This is a genomic window from Streptomyces sp. NPDC051636 (assembly GCF_044453765.1).
Taxonomy (GTDB): domain Bacteria; phylum Actinomycetota; class Actinomycetes; order Streptomycetales; family Streptomycetaceae; genus Streptomyces.
In genome coordinates this window covers 67,150-82,951 of record NZ_JBITDA010000003.1, presented here as the reverse complement: position 1 = coordinate 82,951, position 15,802 = coordinate 67,150, and the positions used below count along the sequence as shown (strand labels likewise).

General features: G+C 71.8%; 19 protein-coding genes and 2 pseudogenes. 13 read left to right on the top strand and 8 right to left on the bottom strand.

All coding sequences use genetic code 11. The annotated features are described in order from the left end of the window. Positions 1 to 87 precede the first annotated feature (87 nt). From ACIBBH_RS07365 to ACIBBH_RS07355, 3 genes are all read right to left on the bottom strand, one after another. Positions 88 to 843 (bottom strand): hypothetical protein, encoded by a 756-nt coding sequence (locus tag ACIBBH_RS07365; protein WP_399402888.1) that lies wholly within the window; start codon positions 841 to 843, stop codon positions 88 to 90. Positions 844 to 885: 42 nt separating this feature from the next. After that, the gene (locus tag ACIBBH_RS07360) at positions 886 to 1,488 is read right to left on the bottom strand and encodes an RNA polymerase sigma factor (protein WP_399402886.1); all 603 of its coding nucleotides are present in this window, start codon (positions 1,486 to 1,488) and stop codon (positions 886 to 888) included. A 124-nt stretch (positions 1,489 to 1,612) separates the two neighbouring features. Then, positions 1,613 to 2,005 carry a hypothetical protein gene (locus ACIBBH_RS07355; protein WP_399402884.1) on the bottom strand — a complete coding sequence of 131 codons (393 nt, stop codon included), beginning with the start codon at positions 2,003 to 2,005 and terminating at the stop codon, positions 1,613 to 1,615. Positions 2,006 to 2,189: 184 nt separating this feature from the next. Between ACIBBH_RS07355 and ACIBBH_RS07350 the strand changes: the two genes are divergently transcribed. Further along, positions 2,190 to 2,684, top strand: a complete 495-nt coding sequence (locus ACIBBH_RS07350) for a DUF1877 domain-containing protein (protein ID WP_399402882.1) — start codon at positions 2,190 to 2,192, stop codon at positions 2,682 to 2,684. A gap of 12 nt (positions 2,685 to 2,696) precedes the next feature. Here ACIBBH_RS07350 and ACIBBH_RS07345 read toward each other — a convergent pair whose 3' ends face one another. The 3 genes from ACIBBH_RS07345 to ACIBBH_RS07335 form a co-directional block, all read right to left on the bottom strand. Further along, positions 2,697 to 3,254, bottom strand: a complete 558-nt coding sequence (locus ACIBBH_RS07345; RefSeq protein WP_399402881.1) for a hypothetical protein — start codon at positions 3,252 to 3,254, stop codon at positions 2,697 to 2,699. A 158-nt stretch (positions 3,255 to 3,412) separates the two neighbouring features. Beyond that, positions 3,413 to 4,177: a DUF4328 domain-containing protein gene (locus tag ACIBBH_RS07340; RefSeq protein ID WP_399402879.1), complete on the bottom strand. Its 765-nt coding sequence runs from the start codon at positions 4,175 to 4,177 to the stop codon at positions 3,413 to 3,415. Positions 4,178 to 4,294: 117 nt separating this feature from the next. Beyond that, positions 4,295 to 5,881, bottom strand: a complete 1,587-nt coding sequence (locus ACIBBH_RS07335) for a glycoside hydrolase family 20 protein (RefSeq protein WP_399403631.1) — start codon at positions 5,879 to 5,881, stop codon at positions 4,295 to 4,297. 255 nt (positions 5,882 to 6,136) lie between these two features. On the opposite strand from ACIBBH_RS07335, the gene ACIBBH_RS07330 reads away from it, so the two are divergent. The 12 genes and pseudogenes from ACIBBH_RS07330 to ACIBBH_RS07275 all read left to right on the top strand — a co-directional run. After that, positions 6,137 to 6,712: a 2-oxo-4-hydroxy-4-carboxy-5-ureidoimidazoline decarboxylase gene (locus ACIBBH_RS07330; RefSeq protein ID WP_399402877.1), complete on the top strand. Its 576-nt coding sequence runs from the start codon at positions 6,137 to 6,139 to the stop codon at positions 6,710 to 6,712. Positions 6,713 to 6,901: 189 nt separating this feature from the next. Continuing rightward, the gene (gene sdhC / locus ACIBBH_RS07325; RefSeq protein ID WP_399402875.1) at positions 6,902 to 7,282 is read left to right on the top strand and encodes a succinate dehydrogenase, cytochrome b556 subunit; all 381 of its coding nucleotides are present in this window, start codon (positions 6,902 to 6,904) and stop codon (positions 7,280 to 7,282) included. Between the two features lie 8 nt (positions 7,283 to 7,290). Beyond that, on the top strand, positions 7,291 to 7,785 hold the full coding sequence (locus ACIBBH_RS07320; RefSeq protein ID WP_399402873.1) for a succinate dehydrogenase hydrophobic membrane anchor subunit: 495 nt from the start codon (positions 7,291 to 7,293) through the stop codon (positions 7,783 to 7,785). A 23-nt stretch (positions 7,786 to 7,808) separates the two neighbouring features. Next, positions 7,809 to 9,563 (top strand): succinate dehydrogenase flavoprotein subunit, encoded by a 1,755-nt coding sequence (gene sdhA, locus ACIBBH_RS07315; protein ID WP_399402871.1) that lies wholly within the window; start codon positions 7,809 to 7,811, stop codon positions 9,561 to 9,563. Beyond that, positions 9,563 to 10,324, top strand: a complete 762-nt coding sequence (locus ACIBBH_RS07310) for a succinate dehydrogenase iron-sulfur subunit (RefSeq protein ID WP_399402869.1) — start codon at positions 9,563 to 9,565, stop codon at positions 10,322 to 10,324. The genes sdhA and ACIBBH_RS07310 overlap by 1 nt, the downstream gene beginning before the upstream one ends. A gap of 131 nt (positions 10,325 to 10,455) precedes the next feature. After that, a pseudogene (locus ACIBBH_RS07305) lies at positions 10,456 to 11,278 on the top strand (transposase). A gap of 113 nt (positions 11,279 to 11,391) precedes the next feature. After that, a complete protein-coding gene (locus ACIBBH_RS07300) occupies positions 11,392 to 11,682 on the top strand; it encodes a hypothetical protein (protein ID WP_399402867.1) in 291 nt (96 codons plus the stop codon). A 76-nt stretch (positions 11,683 to 11,758) separates the two neighbouring features. Then, on the top strand, positions 11,759 to 12,169 hold the full coding sequence (locus tag ACIBBH_RS07295) for a VOC family protein (RefSeq protein ID WP_399402865.1): 411 nt from the start codon (positions 11,759 to 11,761) through the stop codon (positions 12,167 to 12,169). 111 nt (positions 12,170 to 12,280) lie between these two features. Beyond that, complete coding sequence (locus ACIBBH_RS07290; protein ID WP_399402863.1) at positions 12,281 to 12,688, top strand: hypothetical protein; 408 nt, start codon at positions 12,281 to 12,283, stop codon at positions 12,686 to 12,688. Beyond that, the gene (locus tag ACIBBH_RS07285; RefSeq protein WP_399402861.1) at positions 12,685 to 13,194 is read left to right on the top strand and encodes a thiol-disulfide oxidoreductase DCC family protein; all 510 of its coding nucleotides are present in this window, start codon (positions 12,685 to 12,687) and stop codon (positions 13,192 to 13,194) included. The genes ACIBBH_RS07290 and ACIBBH_RS07285 overlap by 4 nt, the downstream gene beginning before the upstream one ends. Before the next feature lie 10 nt (positions 13,195 to 13,204). Then, entirely contained in the window at positions 13,205 to 13,927 is a 723-nt protein-coding gene (locus tag ACIBBH_RS07280) for a TetR/AcrR family transcriptional regulator (protein WP_399402859.1), read from the top strand. Between the two features lie 59 nt (positions 13,928 to 13,986). Beyond that, positions 13,987 to 14,139, top strand: a pseudogene (locus tag ACIBBH_RS07275) (histidine kinase dimerization/phospho-acceptor domain-containing protein); the annotation flags it as partial. Between the two features lie 10 nt (positions 14,140 to 14,149). On the opposite strand, the gene ACIBBH_RS07270 reads toward ACIBBH_RS07275, so the two are convergent. Further along, positions 14,150 to 15,448 carry a metallophosphoesterase gene (locus ACIBBH_RS07270; RefSeq protein WP_399402857.1) on the bottom strand — a complete coding sequence of 433 codons (1,299 nt, stop codon included), beginning with the start codon at positions 15,446 to 15,448 and terminating at the stop codon, positions 14,150 to 14,152. Between the two features lie 27 nt (positions 15,449 to 15,475). After that, on the bottom strand, positions 15,476 to 15,715 hold the full coding sequence (locus ACIBBH_RS07265; protein WP_399402855.1) for an SCO4848 family membrane protein: 240 nt from the start codon (positions 15,713 to 15,715) through the stop codon (positions 15,476 to 15,478). Between the last annotated feature and the right edge of the window lie 87 nt (positions 15,716 to 15,802).

Genomic DNA, 15,802 nt, shown 5'->3' with positions numbered 1-15,802 from the left:
GACGGCCGGGGCCTCTCCTGTGGGGGGTGGCGGCTCCGGCCGTTGCCATGGCGGCGAAACGGCGGGGGGCGCGCCGGGTGCGCGGCGTCACTTCTCCGGCTTGGCTTTGCCGCCCTCGTCCGCCTTCTCCGTGCTCTCGCTCCCGCCCGCCCCGCTCGCCACCTTCTCCGCCTTGTCTGCTTTGTCGACCTTCTTGGTCTTGGCGGTCCTGCCGTCCTTCTCCGCCGCCGCCACCTGCTCGGCGCAGTAGGAGGCGACGTCGGCCTCGCCGCCCGCCGCCGTGACCAGCCGCTGCCACGCCGTCGCGTCCAGCGCCTTGCCGTGGTCCTTGACCGACTCGTAGGCACGACAGTGGGCCAGGGTGTCCTTGGCGGTGGCCGGGCGGTCGGCCGAGGCCGGGCCGGACACCGAGGGCGCCGCCGGGGAGGACGGCCGTACGGCGGGGCTCCGCGTCGCGCGGGCCGACGGGACGGTGCGGCCGGGATCGCCGTGGGCCGTGCCGGGGGAGCCGGACGTGCCGATGGCGGCGATCGCGACGCCGCCCACGGTGAGGCTTGCCAGCAGCATCGCCACCGTGGCCTTCAACGAGCGGCGCACCAGGCCGCGCTCGCGGGGCCGCCAGTCGTCCCGCTGCCGGGTCCGGGCCCGGCGTGCCCCGGCTTCCCGGGCGGTTCGGAAGGCGGCCACGGCCCGGTGCTCGGCCTCGGCGTCGACGACGGTCTCGCGCAGGGCGGCACCGAGCAGCTCCGCCAGGCCGGACCCGTCGGGGTCCGGATGCGTGCGGCCGTCCGGGTGCACGCCCCGGCGGCCGGGGAGCCCGCCGCCGCTGTGCCGTTCACCCATGTGCGTATCCATCCCTGTCCGGCGGCCCGCCGCCGTCACCGTTCATGTCGACTCCCCCAGCGTGCGAGGGCCGTCGTCCGTCACACCCTCCGCCCCGTCCGCCACCCCCAGCAGCCCGGCCAGCCGCTTCAGCCCCCGGTACGCGGCCGTGCGCACCGCGCCGGGGCGCTTGCCCAGGACGCGGGCGGCGGCGGGGCCGTCCAGGCCCACGACCACGCGCAGCAGCACGGCCTCGGCCTGGTCGCGCGGCAACCGGCGGAGCAGGGCCAGCGCGTCCTCGGTGGAGATGGACTCCAGGGCCTGCTCATGGGTGCTGTGCCGGCCGGGGAGTTCCAGTACGTCCTGCTCCAGCGCCGTCGCCCGGGGCCGTACCCGCTGGCGGCGCAGATGGTCCAGGGCCCGGTGCCGGGCGATGGTCGCGCTCCAGCCGCGGAAGCCCGCCCCGTCGCCCTTGAACCGCCCCAGGTCGCGGGCGATCTCCAGCCAGGCGTCGGACGCCACGTCCTCGGCGTCGTCCCCGACCACGCCGCGCAGATAGCCCAGCAGGCCGGGCTGCACCAGCCGGTACACCACCGCGAAGGCCGCCTCGTCGCCTTCCTGGGCCCGCGCGACAGCCGCGCCCAGTTCCCCGTCGTACGCCTGCACGCGGCGGGTGTCCCCTCCCTCGCCAACAACCGACCTTGATCCCCCAAGGTCATCAGCGCCGGATCTCATGGAAGTGTCACAGCCGTGACGTTGAGTGACCTCTGATCCGGTGCGCGGGGCCGGTCTAGCGGGCCTGCCCCGCCGTCGCGTCCCGGCACAGCAGGCGCAGCGAGCCGTGCCCCCCGAAGCAGCGCCGGGCCTCGTCGATGGGGTCCCACAGTCGCCCGTCGGGCGTGCGGATCCAGTGGTCACCGCCGGTCGCCCACCACTCGGCGCCGGTCTGCCGGACGATCACCTCACCGGCGTACGCCCCGAAGCCGCGCAGCACACCCTGCACGGCGTCGTACGGGGCCTCCTCGCGCCGTATCTCCTCGATCATCCGGTCGACCCGCCACAGGCTCTGCGCCGAGTAGTCGAGCCGCACCCGCGCGCCCTCGCGCATGGTCGCCACCGCGTCCGCCGCCCACCGCACGGGCTTGGCGGCGGCCTGCGGCCTGGTCTCCTGCTGTGCTGTCACGTCCTGCGCTGTCACATAGGGAAGAGCGGGCCCGAGGGGCCTTTCGTCACGCCGATCCGGGCCGTTCCCGCAACCGGCGCAACACCGCCCCAGCTCCACCTCACGACGGTCACAGGACCCGCGCGCCGTCCGGGGTTCGGGGCGGGAGTGATGTTCCGCACCCCCCGTGCGCTCCTATCTCACGATGACTATGTCCTTCCACCTCCGCGCGGTGCCGCCCGGGGAGTTACGAGACGACGTGCCCTCGCTGGAGCGGCTGTTCCAGGACGACTGGGAGACCGTGCGGGGACGGATCGGCCTGCGCCGGGAGCAGGTGCTGGACCAGCGCTACCTGGACCACGAGCTGCTGTACGCCGGTTCGCCCCCGCACCTCGCGGCGGACGGCCCCCGCGCCCAGGTCGTCCTCGGCGGCCGCCCGGTGTTCCACTCGTCGCTCGGACTCCCCCCGTTCCTGCTGCTCACCGCGCCCGAGACGGCCGCCGTCGCCGCGTTCCTCACCTCGTCCGACTTCGAGGCCCTCTGGCGCCAGTCCCGCGACGACCTCCTCCCCCGCTACGGCGGCCCGGCCACCGAGCCCCGGACCCACGGCACCTTCGCAGCCGCACACCGCGACCTCACGCAGTTCTACGCCCACGCCTCGGCGTCGGGGGACGCGGTGGTGAAGTGGCTGGTGCTGTGAGCACGGCTCACGTCAGCCCCGCCGCCCCCGTGCCCGCCGCGACACCACCGCGCGCAGTATCCGGCGGCCCTCGGTCGATACCTCCAGGGCGCCGCGCAGGCCTGCCGGTCCGTGTCCGGACAGCAGCTCAAGGACGGTGATCTGGCGGCGGAGCTCGGCGGCGACCAGGGGCGGCATGTCCTCCGTGCGGCCTTCGCGGCGGGAGTCGACGGAGGAGGTGTCGTCGGCGGGGTCGAGGAGACGGTGGATCTGGAGGGAGGCGACGGAGCAGGCGTCGGCCCAGACCCGTACGCCGGCGCCTGCGCACGCGGCCGGGGCGGCCTCGAGCATCCGGCGGGCCAGGGTCGCGGCCTCGTCCTCGGCCGCCTCGCCCGGATCGGCGGAGCCGAGCGCGGCGCGTGCCTTCTCCAGGCACTCCGCCCAGTCACCGGCGTCCGCGAGGCTCCCCCACAGCGGTCGCAGGACCTCGTCGTCGCCGCCCAGCAGGGGCACGCACCGATCCAAACAAGCCAACCCGCTGGCGGCCAGTCCGCGTTCGTCGGCCTGAGCGATCAGCTCCACCAGGCTCATGATCCGCCTCCCTCGCCAGGGCGCCGACCTTTACGGAGCCCGCACTTCCCCTTACTGCGTGCGACGGCCCGGGAGTGTCACAGGGGTACCGCGCCGACCCGGTCGAGGCGGCGGGAGAAAGGGTAATCAGCCAAACGGCGAGCGAAGTCCGCGGGACGTCAGACCGCGGCCGGCACCGGCCCCGCGAGCGCCTTCCGGTGCTGCATGCCGGTCAGCCGCAGCACGACGGCGATGGCGAGCACGGCGGCCGCGATGTCCATCGCGTCGGAGAACAGCATCAGGCGGGCGGCGTCGTGCAGCGCCTGCGCGCCCTCGGCCCGGCGGTACCCGCTGAACGCGGCCCGGTCGGCGAGGAACGAGGCGAGCCACACCGTCCACCAGGCGTTGACCAGCGCGTGCGCGCGCGGCGCGCCCCACGGGCTGCTCGCGTCCCAGATGTCGAGCATGACCCGGCGCGGCAGCCACAGGTTCGCGACGGGGGTGAACCAGCCGCCGATCGCCCAGCCGCGCTTCCTGCTGTGCCCGAAGGGGCTGAAGACCTCGGCGTTGACCCGGGCCCGGTAGAACCAGCACAGGTAGACGACGACGCAGGTCAGCAGCGCGGACGCCTGGGCGCTGCCGGAGGCGTTGCAGAGGGCGTCGGCGTGGTCGGCGCGCCGGCTGACGGCCACGCCGTACGTACCGTCCACGAGGTCACCGGAGACGTCGAACTGCAGGAAGTCCGCGTAGACCGCGAACACGTCGGTGGCGATGACGAGCCCGAGCACCGCCGCCGCGGCCCGCCCCAGCCCGACCGGCGAGCGCAGCCAGGCCACCGGCGCCCCGGCGAACGGCGGGGCGGGCGGTTCGGGCGCGCCGGCGCACAGGGTGCACAGGGTGCCGCCGGGCGCGGCGGCGAAGTGATGACAGCGTGAGCAGATCACGGTGGGTCCCCCGAGGCGTGGTCCGGACGCCGGGCGCTGCTCTCCCCGAGGCACCCGCGCGGCATCGGAAGATACGGTTCCCGGCCGCCGCGCGTCCACCGGTGATACGGGTACCGCTCAGCCCAGCCGGTCCGCCAGTTTCCGGAAGCCGGCCCACGACAGCGCCGGTCTGCCCGGATCCCACAGCTTCTGCACGGTCGCCCGCAGCGGCATCCGGATCCCGGCGGCGACCTGGGCCTGGGTCTGTGCGTTCGGGAAGTCGCACCACACCGCGAAGGACCCGCCGAGGATCTGCCCGTCGTAGCGCGCCGGGACGGCGGTGGTGCCGCGCAGCACCCGCGGGCTCCACTGCTCGTAGATCCGCTGTCCCGTCGGGTAGACGAAGGTCTGCGGCTGTCCGAGGACGTAGTACAGGAACTCGTCGTTGTGGTTGAGGACCTTCCGTCCCGCGCTCAGGTACTCCACCGGCTGCCGGGCGCCGATCTCCTTGCCGGTCCAGTACGCGACCTGGAGGTCCTTGGCGGGCCGCACGGACGTGCCCCGGAAGAACCCGTCGTTCCACGCCCGCATCGTCCTGCCGTGGGCGCGGACGGTGTCGGCCCGGTCGTTGAGCCAGCCGGTCGCGAGGTCGGCGACGGTGCCGCCGGCGCCGTAGGCCTGCCGGGCGGCGGCGGCGAGCTGCGGGTAGGAGGCCTGCGGGTTGGACACCGTCAGCGCCTGGTACTCGTCGCCGCCGAGGTGCCAGTCGGAGCCGGGGAACAGGTCGGCGTACTCGTCGAGCAGGTCGTCCACGATCGTCGCGGCGCTGTCCTTGGAGATGTCGACCGCGCCGCGTGTGGCGACGCCCTGCGCGTTGCGCAGCTGCAGGTCCGGGTGGGCGGCGATGACGGCGCCGAGGTGCCCGGGCGAGTCGATCTCGGGCACGACCGTGATGTGCCGGCCGGCCGCGAGGTCGACGATCTGCTTGACCTGGGCCTTGGTCAGATGGTCCCGGGACACGATCTCGGGATGGCTCGTGGACTCGATCCGGAAGCCCTGGTCGTCGGAGAAGTGCAGCCCCAGCTCGTTGAACTTCAGGTCGCCGAGTTCCCTTATCCGGTCCTCGATCCAGGACGCGGTGAACGGCTTGCGGGCGATGTCCAGCATGAACCCGCGCCGCGGCTTGGCGGGCTGGTCGCGCACGACGCCCTCCGGGGCCGTACCGCCGCCGTGGACCTCCTGCTTGAGGGTGCGGGTGCCGTAGAAGACGCCCGCGTCGGCGGGCCCGCTTATGCTCACCCGGCCGCCGCGCACGGTCATGCTGTACGACTCCGGGTTCGCGCCCTCGTCGTCGTTCAGCGACAGCCTTACGTCCCCGGCGCGCACGTCGTCCTTCTCGCCCGCGTACGACAGACCCAGCTCGCCGGCGATGAGCCGCCCCTCGTCGGCCAGGTCGGCGTCGCTCACCACCACGCGCTCACCGCGCGCCGGGCGCCAGCCGGGACCGCGGGCGGGGGTGTGGGACCGAACGGCGGGGATCGTGCGGGGCGCCCGGGACAGCGGGTAGGAACGGCTGGGCGTCGGGCTCGCCTTGGCCGACGGAGAGGTGGCGGGGGTGGCCGCGGACCGCGGCGCGGCCTTGGCCGGCCCGCCCCCGTCCGCCGAGGCCCACACCCCGAGCCCCACTCCCAGCCCGACCGTGCCGACGAAGGCCGCGACGGCCATCGCCCGCCTCCGCCTCACCTGCTGCGCCGGTACCCGGCGCCTGTGCTGGCTCACGTCCCCAACCTACGACCGGGACGCCGGCTCTTCGTCACCCACACGTCCCGAAACTCTTCCGTCCGAGTGAAATTCGGGCATCCATCGGACACACCATGACCACTCTCGATAACGTGATGACACACTCTTCACAGCATCCCCTGCCACACCACAGTGACGCGAGGACCCACGCTGCCTGCCCACCCGTACCCCTCCGGCCGAGTGGCCATACCGGCGCTCCCCGGGCAGACCCGCACCCCGCCGTCCGCCACCGCACTGGAGCGGTTCAACGCCGCGCCCGCCGACGAGGCCCACGCCACCCTCCTGACCTGCCTGCGCAGCCTCCGCTGGGCCCACCGTGTCGCCGATCACCGCCCCTACCCCGACCTGGACTCCCTCCTGGCCGCGGCGGACGAGGCGGCGTACGACCTCTCACCGGCCGAACTGTCGGAGGCCCTGGCGGGCGAGTCCCTGCCCACCCTGCCGGAGGGCACGTACTCGGCGGCCCACACGGCACTGAGCGCGGCACACGCGGCGTACGAGGCCCGCTTCGGACACGTGTTCGTGATCAGCCTGGACGATGTCCCCCCGGACGAGACCATGGACCGCGTCCTGGAGGGGATCCGGTCACGATTGACAAACGATCCGGAGGAGGAACGGGTGGTCACGGCGGATCAACTCCGCCGCCTGGCGAGGGGGCGCCTGCTCGCCTCCGTCAGGGGCGCGGGGCTGCGTCGGTCTGCGGCTCCACCGCGGGGCGCGACCAGCCCAAATGGCCGCACACCCGGCAAACCGTAGAACCCGCTGCCCCGGTGGCCACCCGCTGCTAGCCCTTCCGGTGCCAGTTTGATCACACAGGCAGGCCCCCCACTAAGCCTCGCGGCAGCACGTGGCTACGATGCTGGGGGCCGGTGGACCGTACCCGGCCGGGCCCGACCGACAGTGAAGCCGGCGCGGCCCTAGTCCCCGCTCCCGGAGGGTTCTTCCGTGCCGGCTGGAACGCTTTACCGCGGACGGGAAGGAATGTGGTCGTGGGTGGCTCACCGAGTCACCGGCGTCCTCATCTTCTTCTTCCTGTTCGTTCACGTGCTGGACACCGCACTCGTCCGTGTCAGCCCCGAGGACTACGACAAGGTCGTAGCCACCTACAAGACGCCGATCGTCGCGCTGCTGGAGTACGGCCTCGTCGCCGCCATCCTCTTCCACGCGCTCAACGGTCTGCGTGTCATCGCCGTCGACTTCTGGTCGAAGGGCCCGCGCTACCAGAAGCAGATGTTCTGGACAGTCATCGTCGTCTGGGTCGTCCTGATGGCCGGCGCGATCTACCCCGTCCTCGGCCACGCCGCCCGTGTCCTCCTGGGGAGCTGAAGCCGCTCATGTCGAACAACACAGTCACGACTGAGAAGACCGCCTCCGGGATCGGTCCCGTCGAGGGCGGCTCGCTCTACAACGTCGACAACCCGGCCCCCTTCATCGAGGCCCCGCGCAAGCGCACCAAGAAGACCCCGAAGTCCACGCGGGGCAACTTCGAGCTGGCCGCCTGGCTGTTCATGCGCCTGTCCGGCGTCGTGCTGGTCGTGCTGGTCATCGGCCACCTGCTGATCCAGCTCGTCCTGGACGGCGGCGTCTCCAAGATCGGCTTCGCCTTCGTGGCCGGCCGCTGGGCGTCCCCGTTCTGGCAGGTCTGGGACCTGCTCATGCTGTGGCTCGCGATGCTGCACGGCGCCAACGGCCTGCGTACGATCATCAACGACTACGCGGAGCGCGCGAACACCCGCCTGTGGCTCAAGGGCCTGCTCTACACCGCCACGGTGTTCACCATCCTGCTGGGCACGCTGGTGATCTTCACCTTCGACCCGAACATCCGCTAGGCACGGGGCTGAGGCAACCACTCATGAAGATCCACAAGTACGACACCGTCATCGTCGGCGCCGGCGGCGCCGGTATGCGCGCCGCCATCGAGTCGACGAAGCGCAGCCGCACCGCCGTGCTGACCAAGCTCTACCCCACCCGCTCCCACACGGGCGCCGCGCAGGGCGGCATGGCCGCCGCGCTCGCCAACGTGGAGGAGGACAACTGGGAGTGGCACACCTTCGACACGGTCAAGGGCGGTGACTACCTGGTCGACCAGGACGCCGCCGAGATCCTGGCGAAGGAGGCCATCGACTCCGTCCTCGACCTGGAGAAGATGGGCCTGCCGTTCAACCGCACCCCGAACGGCACGATCGACCAGCGCCGCTTCGGCGGTCACAGCCGCAACCACGGCGAGGCCCCGGTCCGCCGCTCCTGCTACGCGGCCGACCGCACCGGCCACATGATCCTCCAGACGCTGTACCAGAACTGCGTGAAGGAGGGCGTGGAGTTCTTCAACGAGTTCTACGTCCTGGACCAGCTGATCACCGAGGTCGACGGCGTCAAGCGCTCGGCCGGTGTCGTGGCGTACGAGCTGGCGACCGGCGAGATCCACGTCTTCCAGGCGAAGGCCGTGATCTACGCGTCCGGCGGCTGCGGCAAGTTCTTCAAGGTGACGTCGAACGCGCACACGCTGACCGGTGACGGCCAGGCCGCCGTCTACCGCCGGGGCATCCCGCTGGAGGACATGGAGTTCTTCCAGTTCCACCCGACCGGCATCTGGCGCATGGGCATCCTACTGACGGAGGGCGCCCGCGGTGAGGGCGGCATCCTCCGCAACAAGGACGGCGAGCGCTTCATGGAGAAGTACGCGCCGGTGATGAAGGACCTCGCCTCCCGCGACGTGGTCTCCCGCTCGATCTACACGGAGATCCGCGAGGGCCGCGGCTGCGGTCCCGAGGGCGACCACGTCTACCTCGACCTCACGCACCTCCCGCCGGAGCAGCTGGACGCCAAGCTGCCCGACATCACGGAGTTCGCGCGCACCTACCTGGGCATCGAGCCCTACACGGACCCGATCCCGATCCAGCCCACCGCGCACTACGCGATGGGCGGCATCCCGACGAACGTCGAGGGTGAGGTGCTCGCCGACAACACGACGGTGGTCCCGGGTCTCTACGCGGCCGGCGAGGTGGCCTGCGTGTCCGTCCACGGCGCGAACCGTCTCGGCACCAACTCCCTGCTGGACATCAACGTCTTCGGCAAGCGGGCTGGCATCGCGGCGGCGGAGTACTCCCAGAAGGCCGACTTCGTGGAGCTCCCCGAGGCCCCGGAGTCGTTCGTCGTCGAGCAGATCGAGCGCCTGCACGCCTCCACCGGCACCGAGCGGGTGTCGACCCTGCGCCGCGAGCTGCAGGAGACCATGGACGCGAACGTCATGGTGTTCCGCACGGAGCAGACGATCAAGACGGCCGTCGAGAAGATCGCCGAGCTGCGGGAGCGCTACAAGAACGTCGCGATCCAGGACAAGGGCAAGCGGTTCAACACGGACCTCCTCGAGGCGATCGAGCTGGGCAACCTGCTGGACCTGGCCGAGGTCATGGCGGTGTCCGCCCTGGCCCGCAAGGAGTCGCGCGGCGGCCACTACCGCGAGGACTACCCCAACCGCGACGACGTCAACTTCATGCGCCACACCATGGCGTACCGCGAGGTGGGCGACGACGGCACCGAGACCGTGCGCCTGGACTACAAGCCGGTCGTCCAGACCCGCTACCAGCCGATGGAGCGTAAGTACTGATGGCAACCCCCGTTATGGACAAGGTGGAGGCCGAGTCCGCCGCGTCCCCGTACATCACGGTCACCTTCCGGGTCCGCCGCTTCAACCCGGAGGTCTCCGCGGAGGCCACCTGGGAAGACTTCGAGCTGGAGATCGACCCGAAGGAGCGCGTCCTCGACGGCCTCCACAAGATCAAGTGGGACGTCGACGGCACGCTGACCTTCCGCCGCTCCTGCGCGCACGGCATCTGCGGCTCCGACGCGATGCGGATCAACGGCAAGAACCGCCTCGCGTGCAAGACGCTGATCAAGGACATCAACCCGGAGAAGCCGATCACGGTCGAGCCCATCAAGGGCCTGACGGTCCTGAAGGACCTGGTCGTGGACATGGAGCCGTTCTTCCAGGCGTACCGGGACGTCATGCCCTTCCTCATCACGAAGGACACGAACGAGCCGACGCGCGAGCGTCTGCAGTCGGCGGAGGACCGCGAGCTCTTCGACGACACGACGAAGTGCATTCTCTGCGCCGCCTGCACCTCCTCCTGCCCGGTCTTCTGGAACGACGGCCAGTACTTCGGCCCGGCCGCCATCGTCAACGCCCACCGATTCATCTTCGACTCGCGTGACGAGGCCGCCGAGCAGCGCCTGGAGATCCTCAACGACCGCGACGGCGTCTGGCGCTGCCGCACGACCTTCAACTGCACGGACGCCTGCCCGCGCGGCATCGAGGTCACGAAGGCGATCGCTGAGGTCAAGCGGGCGCTGATCACGCGGCGGTACTGAGGTCTGCCGGTTCCGGTACGTCCGTGAAGGCCCCGTTCCCCGGTCTGTTAATTCGGGGCCGTGCGTGACGTCGGCCTTCAAGACCCGGTTGTGGTCTTGGAGGCCGACGTTGTCGTATGGGGTGGGTGCGGATGTCGATGCAGCCGAAGGGGTCTGGGGAGATCCCGGCGGAGACGGAGCGGGTGGCGCGGGCCGCGTTCCCGAAAGGGAGTCTGGCGATCCGGGTCCGGGACGAGCTGGGGCCGCTGTTCACGGACGAGGACTTCGCGGACCTGTTCCCGGTGCGGGGCAAGCCCGCCTGGTCACCGGGCCGCCTTGCGCTGGTGCTGGTGTTGCAGTTCGTCGAGGGGCTGACCGACCGGCAGGCCGCGGAGGCGGTCCGGGCCCGGATCGACTTCAAGTACGCTCTCGGGCTCCGGCTGGATGATCCGGGCTTCGACTTCTCCGTCCTCTCGGACTTCAGGGACCGGCTGGTTCAGGCGGACGCCGGACGGCGGGTGCTGGACGGCATTCTCGCCGCGGCCCGGGACAAGGGGCTGCTCACCGGCAGGGGTAAGGCCCGGACCGACTCCACGCATGTGCTGTCGGCGGCGCGGGAGCTGTGCTGGCTGGAGATGGTCGCCGAAACCCTGCGCACGGCCCTGAACGCGGTCGCCGCCGCCGTTCCCGACTGGCTGGCCGAAGTCGCCGAGCCGGACTGGTTCCGGCACTACGCCACCCGCGCCGCGCGCCGGTGTCGAAGGCGCCATCTCCCAGGCCGTGAGCCGCTGCGGCCTGCGCAGATCCCGCTACCGCGGGCTTGCCAAAACCAGCCTCCAGCACCAGCTCACCGGAGCGGCGATCAACCTCGCCCGCATCGACGCCCATCTCACCGGCACCCCACGAGCCCGCACCCGAACCAGCCACTTCGCAGCACTTCGCCCCGCCGATCTGACGACCAGCGGAGCGAAGTAGACGGGCCCCGAATTAACCAACAGCATCCGGTCTGTTCCGGGGGGCGGGGCCTTCCCCGTGCCGCGGGTCGGGTCGGGGGAACACCGGCCGCCTCACCTGCCCAGGCTGCCCCCATGAGCAATTCCACGGCCGCCGCCGTCCTCACCTCCCCCGGCCTGGACGAGGTGCTGCGTGCCGTGCGCGCACTGCCCGGGATCGGGACCTCGACTACGCCGAGGCGGATTTCGAGGCCGAGCTCCGGTCACGCTGTCGGTGCACTCGCGGACCTGTGCCAGAAGGAACCCGCCCCGGACCACACCGTTCACGTGCATGTGCGGGGAGACCGCGACCTGGACCGGGTCCGCCGGCTCGCCGTGCGGGTGGGTGGCCGGTTCAGCGGCCGGACGGAACTCGCCCCGCTGTGAGGCCCCCTCGTCCGGGCGAGTGACCCGGGCGGTCCGGCCTCCCCGGTCCGCGGCCACGTCAACTTAATCTGATGGCATGTCAGATGAAAAGTCCTACGAGCTGCTCGGGTTCGACAACGTGCTGCTGCCCGTCGGAGACCTCGCCGAGGCCGTGGCGTTCTACGAGCGGGCCGGGTTCGCCGTGGGGTTCCGGTTCGACGAGGCCGGGATCGCGCTGCTGAAGGTCGGGGTCGAGACGCCCGGGATTCTGTTGCGGGTGGAGGACGGGCTGGGGCACCGGCCGCCGGCCTGGCCCTCGCCGCGGGTGTGGCTGGAGGTGCCGGACGCGTGTACGGCGGCACGGAAGCTCGCCGATGCCGGGATCGCGCCGCTCGACGAGCCCTTCTCCGTGGCCACCGGGTGGACCGTCGAGGTCGCCGACCCCTGGGGGAACATCCTCGGGTTCACGGACTACACCAAGCGGCCGGAGCTCGGCCGGCGGTCCTGAAACGCACCCCGCCCAGCGAGTTGAACACGTTCAAAAATAGGTCTACAGTCATCCCTGGCAGCATTTTGAACGCGTTCAAGAAGGCTCTGGGAGCCGAGAAGGGGTGGGGGAATGGACCGCACGGTCATCACCTACGTCATCTACCTGGTCGTCAGCATCGCGCTGACCATCTGGGTGGCCCGCACGCTCAGCCGCAACGGGCGGGTGTTCCTCGCGGACGTGCTGCGGGGGAACGAGAAGCTCGCCGACGCCGTCAACCACCTGCTGGTGGTCGGCTTCTACCTGGTCAACCTCGGCTTCGTGGCCCTGTACCTGAGCGACGACGAGACCGTCGGGGACACGCGCGGCATCTTCGAGGCGCTGTCGACCAAGGTGGGCGTGGTGCTGCTGGTGCTCGGGGTGATGCACCTGGGCAACGTGTACGTGCTGAACCGGATCCGGCGGCGCGGGGTCATGGAGCGGGAGCAGCTGCCGCCCGTCGAGCCGCAGGGCTGGGTCGCCCCGGCGGCCGGAGTGTGAGCGAGGTGGCGACCGCTGGGGGCCGGGGCGCCGTGCGCGTCCCGGTCCGCGGGCTGACCGTGCTGTACGACGCCGGCTGCGCCCTGTGCAGCCACCTGCGGGGCTGGCTCGTACGGCAGCCGCAGCTGGTGCCGCTGGAGCTGGTCCCGGCCGGGTCGGACGAGGCCCGGCGCCGCTTTCCCGGCCTCGATCACGGCGGCACCCTCGACGAGGTCACCGTCGTCGGGGACGCCGGGCAGGTCTACCGGTCCACCGCCGCCTGGGTCGTCGTGCTCTGGGCGCTGCGCGAGCACCGCCCGCTCGCCCACCGGCTCAGCACGCCGGCCGGCGCGGCGCTGGCCAGGGGCGCGGTGCTGGCGGCGGCGAGGTGGCGGGGGGCGCAGTGGGGCGGGAAGTCGTACCGCCGGGCGGACGGGTGGTCCTACCACCCGAGCCAGGGGTGGACCTACACCCCGCCGGTCTCGGCCCCGACGGGCTGTGACGGCGGTGCCTGCGGCAGTCGTTAGGCTCTTGTCCGTGTCCGCGAAGAACGAAGCCAGCAAGTCCGAGCAGACCCGCGCGCTGATCCTGGAGACGGCGATGCGGCTGTTCCAGGAGCGCGGCTACGACAAGACGACCATGCGGTCCATCGCCAAGGAGGCCGGGGTCTCCGTCGGCAACGCGTACTACTACTTCGACGGCAAGGAGCACCTGATCCAGGGCTTCTACGACCGGATCGCCGCCGAGCACCAGGTGGCGGTCCGGGAGGTCCTGGAGAGGGAGACCGATCTGGAGGCGCGGCTCGCGGGTGTGCTGCGGGCCTGGCTGGACATCGCCTCCCCGTACCACGAGTTCGCGGTGCAGTTCTTCAAGAACGCCGCCGACCCGGACAGTCCGCTCAGCCCCTTCTCCCCCGAGTCGGAGCACGCGCGCGTGGAGGCGATCAGCGTCCACCGGGAGGTGCTGCGCGGGGCGAAGACCAAGGTGCCGGAGGAACTGCGGGACGTCCTGCCCGAGTTGATGTGGCTCTCGCAGATGGGGCTCGTCCTGTACTGGGTCTTCGACCGGACGGAGGGGCGGGAGCGGAGCTACCGGCTGGCCGAGCGGGGGGCGCGGCTCACCGCGCGGGGGGTGTACCTGGCGCGGTTCCGGGTTCTGCGGCCGCTGGTCAAGGAGGTGCACGAGCTGTTCACGGACTTCCTGCCGGGGATGACGAAGGCGCTGCCGGATCCGGCGGGCAGGGGGCGGCAGGGCGAGTGATCACTGTCGGGTGAAGCGGTTCGAACGGGACGCCCGGCGCCCGGCCGGCCCTCAACTCAACGCCCCTCGCCGCGATACGCGGTTACCTGCAGCTGTACGACAAGGGGATGCTCAGCGAGCCCGCCGAGCGGGAGCGGGCCTGGGACCGGATGAACGCCGGCGCCGACCGCATGGGCCGGCTCGTCGACGAACTGCTGACCCTCGCCCGGCTTCGGGGCCCGTTCACAGTGACGGTGACGCCAGCTCGATCACCGTGACGTCCGAGGGCGCGCCCACGCGTGTGGGCGGGCCCCAGGCGCCCGCGCCCCTGCTGACGTACAGCTGGGTGTCGCCGTAGCGCTCCAGTCCGGCGACGGTCGGGTTGGCGGCCTCCGCGATGAGGTTGCCCGGCCAGAGCTGGCCGCCGTGGGTGTGACCGGAGAGCTGGAGGTCGACGCCGTACCGGACGGCCTCGTGGATCTGCACCGGCTGGTGGGCGAGCAGCACGCACGCGCGTGCCGTGTCCCGGTCGCCGAGCGCCTTGCCGAAATCCGGCCCCTGCCCCTCGCTCTCGCCCTGGACGTCGTTCACCCCCGCCAGGTCGAAGTACGGCAGCTCGGTACGGGCGTTCTCCAGCGGGCGCAGCCCCAGGTGCCGTACCTCCTCGACCCACTGCTCGGCCCCGGAGAAGTACTCGTGGTTCCCGGTGACGAAGTACGCCCCGTGCCGGGCCCGCAGCCCCGCCAGCGGCGCCGCCGCCGGCCCCAGGTCCCTCACGCTCCCGTCCACCAGGTCCCCGACCACCGCGATGAGGTCGGGCCGCGTGCCGTTGACGGTGTCGACCACCTTCTGCGCGAAGCCTCTGCCGAGGACCGGACCCAGGTGGATGTCGCTGACGACGGCGATCCGGAAACCGTGCGCGGCACGCGGCAGTTTGGCCAGGGGGACGGTGACGCGCTTCACCCGGGGACCGCGCAGGACCCCGTACGTGCCGTACCCGACGGTCGCCACGGCGGCGGTGGCGGCCGCCCCGGCGACGACCCGGGAGACGAAGAGGCGGCGGGAGGGCGCGAACGGGGGTGCCTGGGCGGGCTCCTCGGGCTCCTCGGGCTCCTCCGCAGCCTCGGGCGCCTCCGCCTGCTCCGGTGCCGGTGCCGGTACGGCCGCCCGGACCGCTGCCGCCCTCGCCGGTACGGCCGCCGGGGTCGGGGTGGTTCGCGCCCGCCGCAGCAGCCGCCGCAGCAGCAGGGGCCGTACCGCCTCCCCCGCCGCCACCGCCAGCAGAAGGTAGAGCGCCAGGGCCATCCACAGGAAGCCGGGCCACGCCAGCACCCGCTGGAGCCAGAAGGGGGCGCCGGCGCGTTCGGTGACCAGGGCCGCGATCACCAGGACGGGCCCGGCGACGAACACCGCCGTACCGGCGCGGCGCGCCGCGCCGGGGCCCGCCGTCGTGTCGCGGACCAGGCGGCGCCAGACGTACCAGTGCAGGCCCGCCACGACGGCCAGGACGGCCAACCCCACGAGTACGAAGACGATGATCACCCTGCTGTGTCCCCCCGCGATCGCCCGCTATGACGTCCGGCGCAGTGCGCGCAGTCCGCGCAACCCGATGACCCCGATGACCGTCCCCAATACGAAGGAGACGACCGCCAGCGTCAGGTGCACCCAGAAGTACGCCGTCGGGTGCCCGTCGTCGAAGGCGAGACCGCTGCTGTCCTTGACGAGATTCTTGACGAAAGTGACCCAGATGCCCCAGCTCCACACCCCGAAGGCGAGCAGGAACCAGGAGACCGGGCGGCTGAGCTTCATACGTTCAGTATCGCCATCGGCCGTCCGGTTCCGCGTCCGGGGTGGGAGCGGAGCCACCGGTGTTGGGACTTCGCGGCCCGTGCCGGG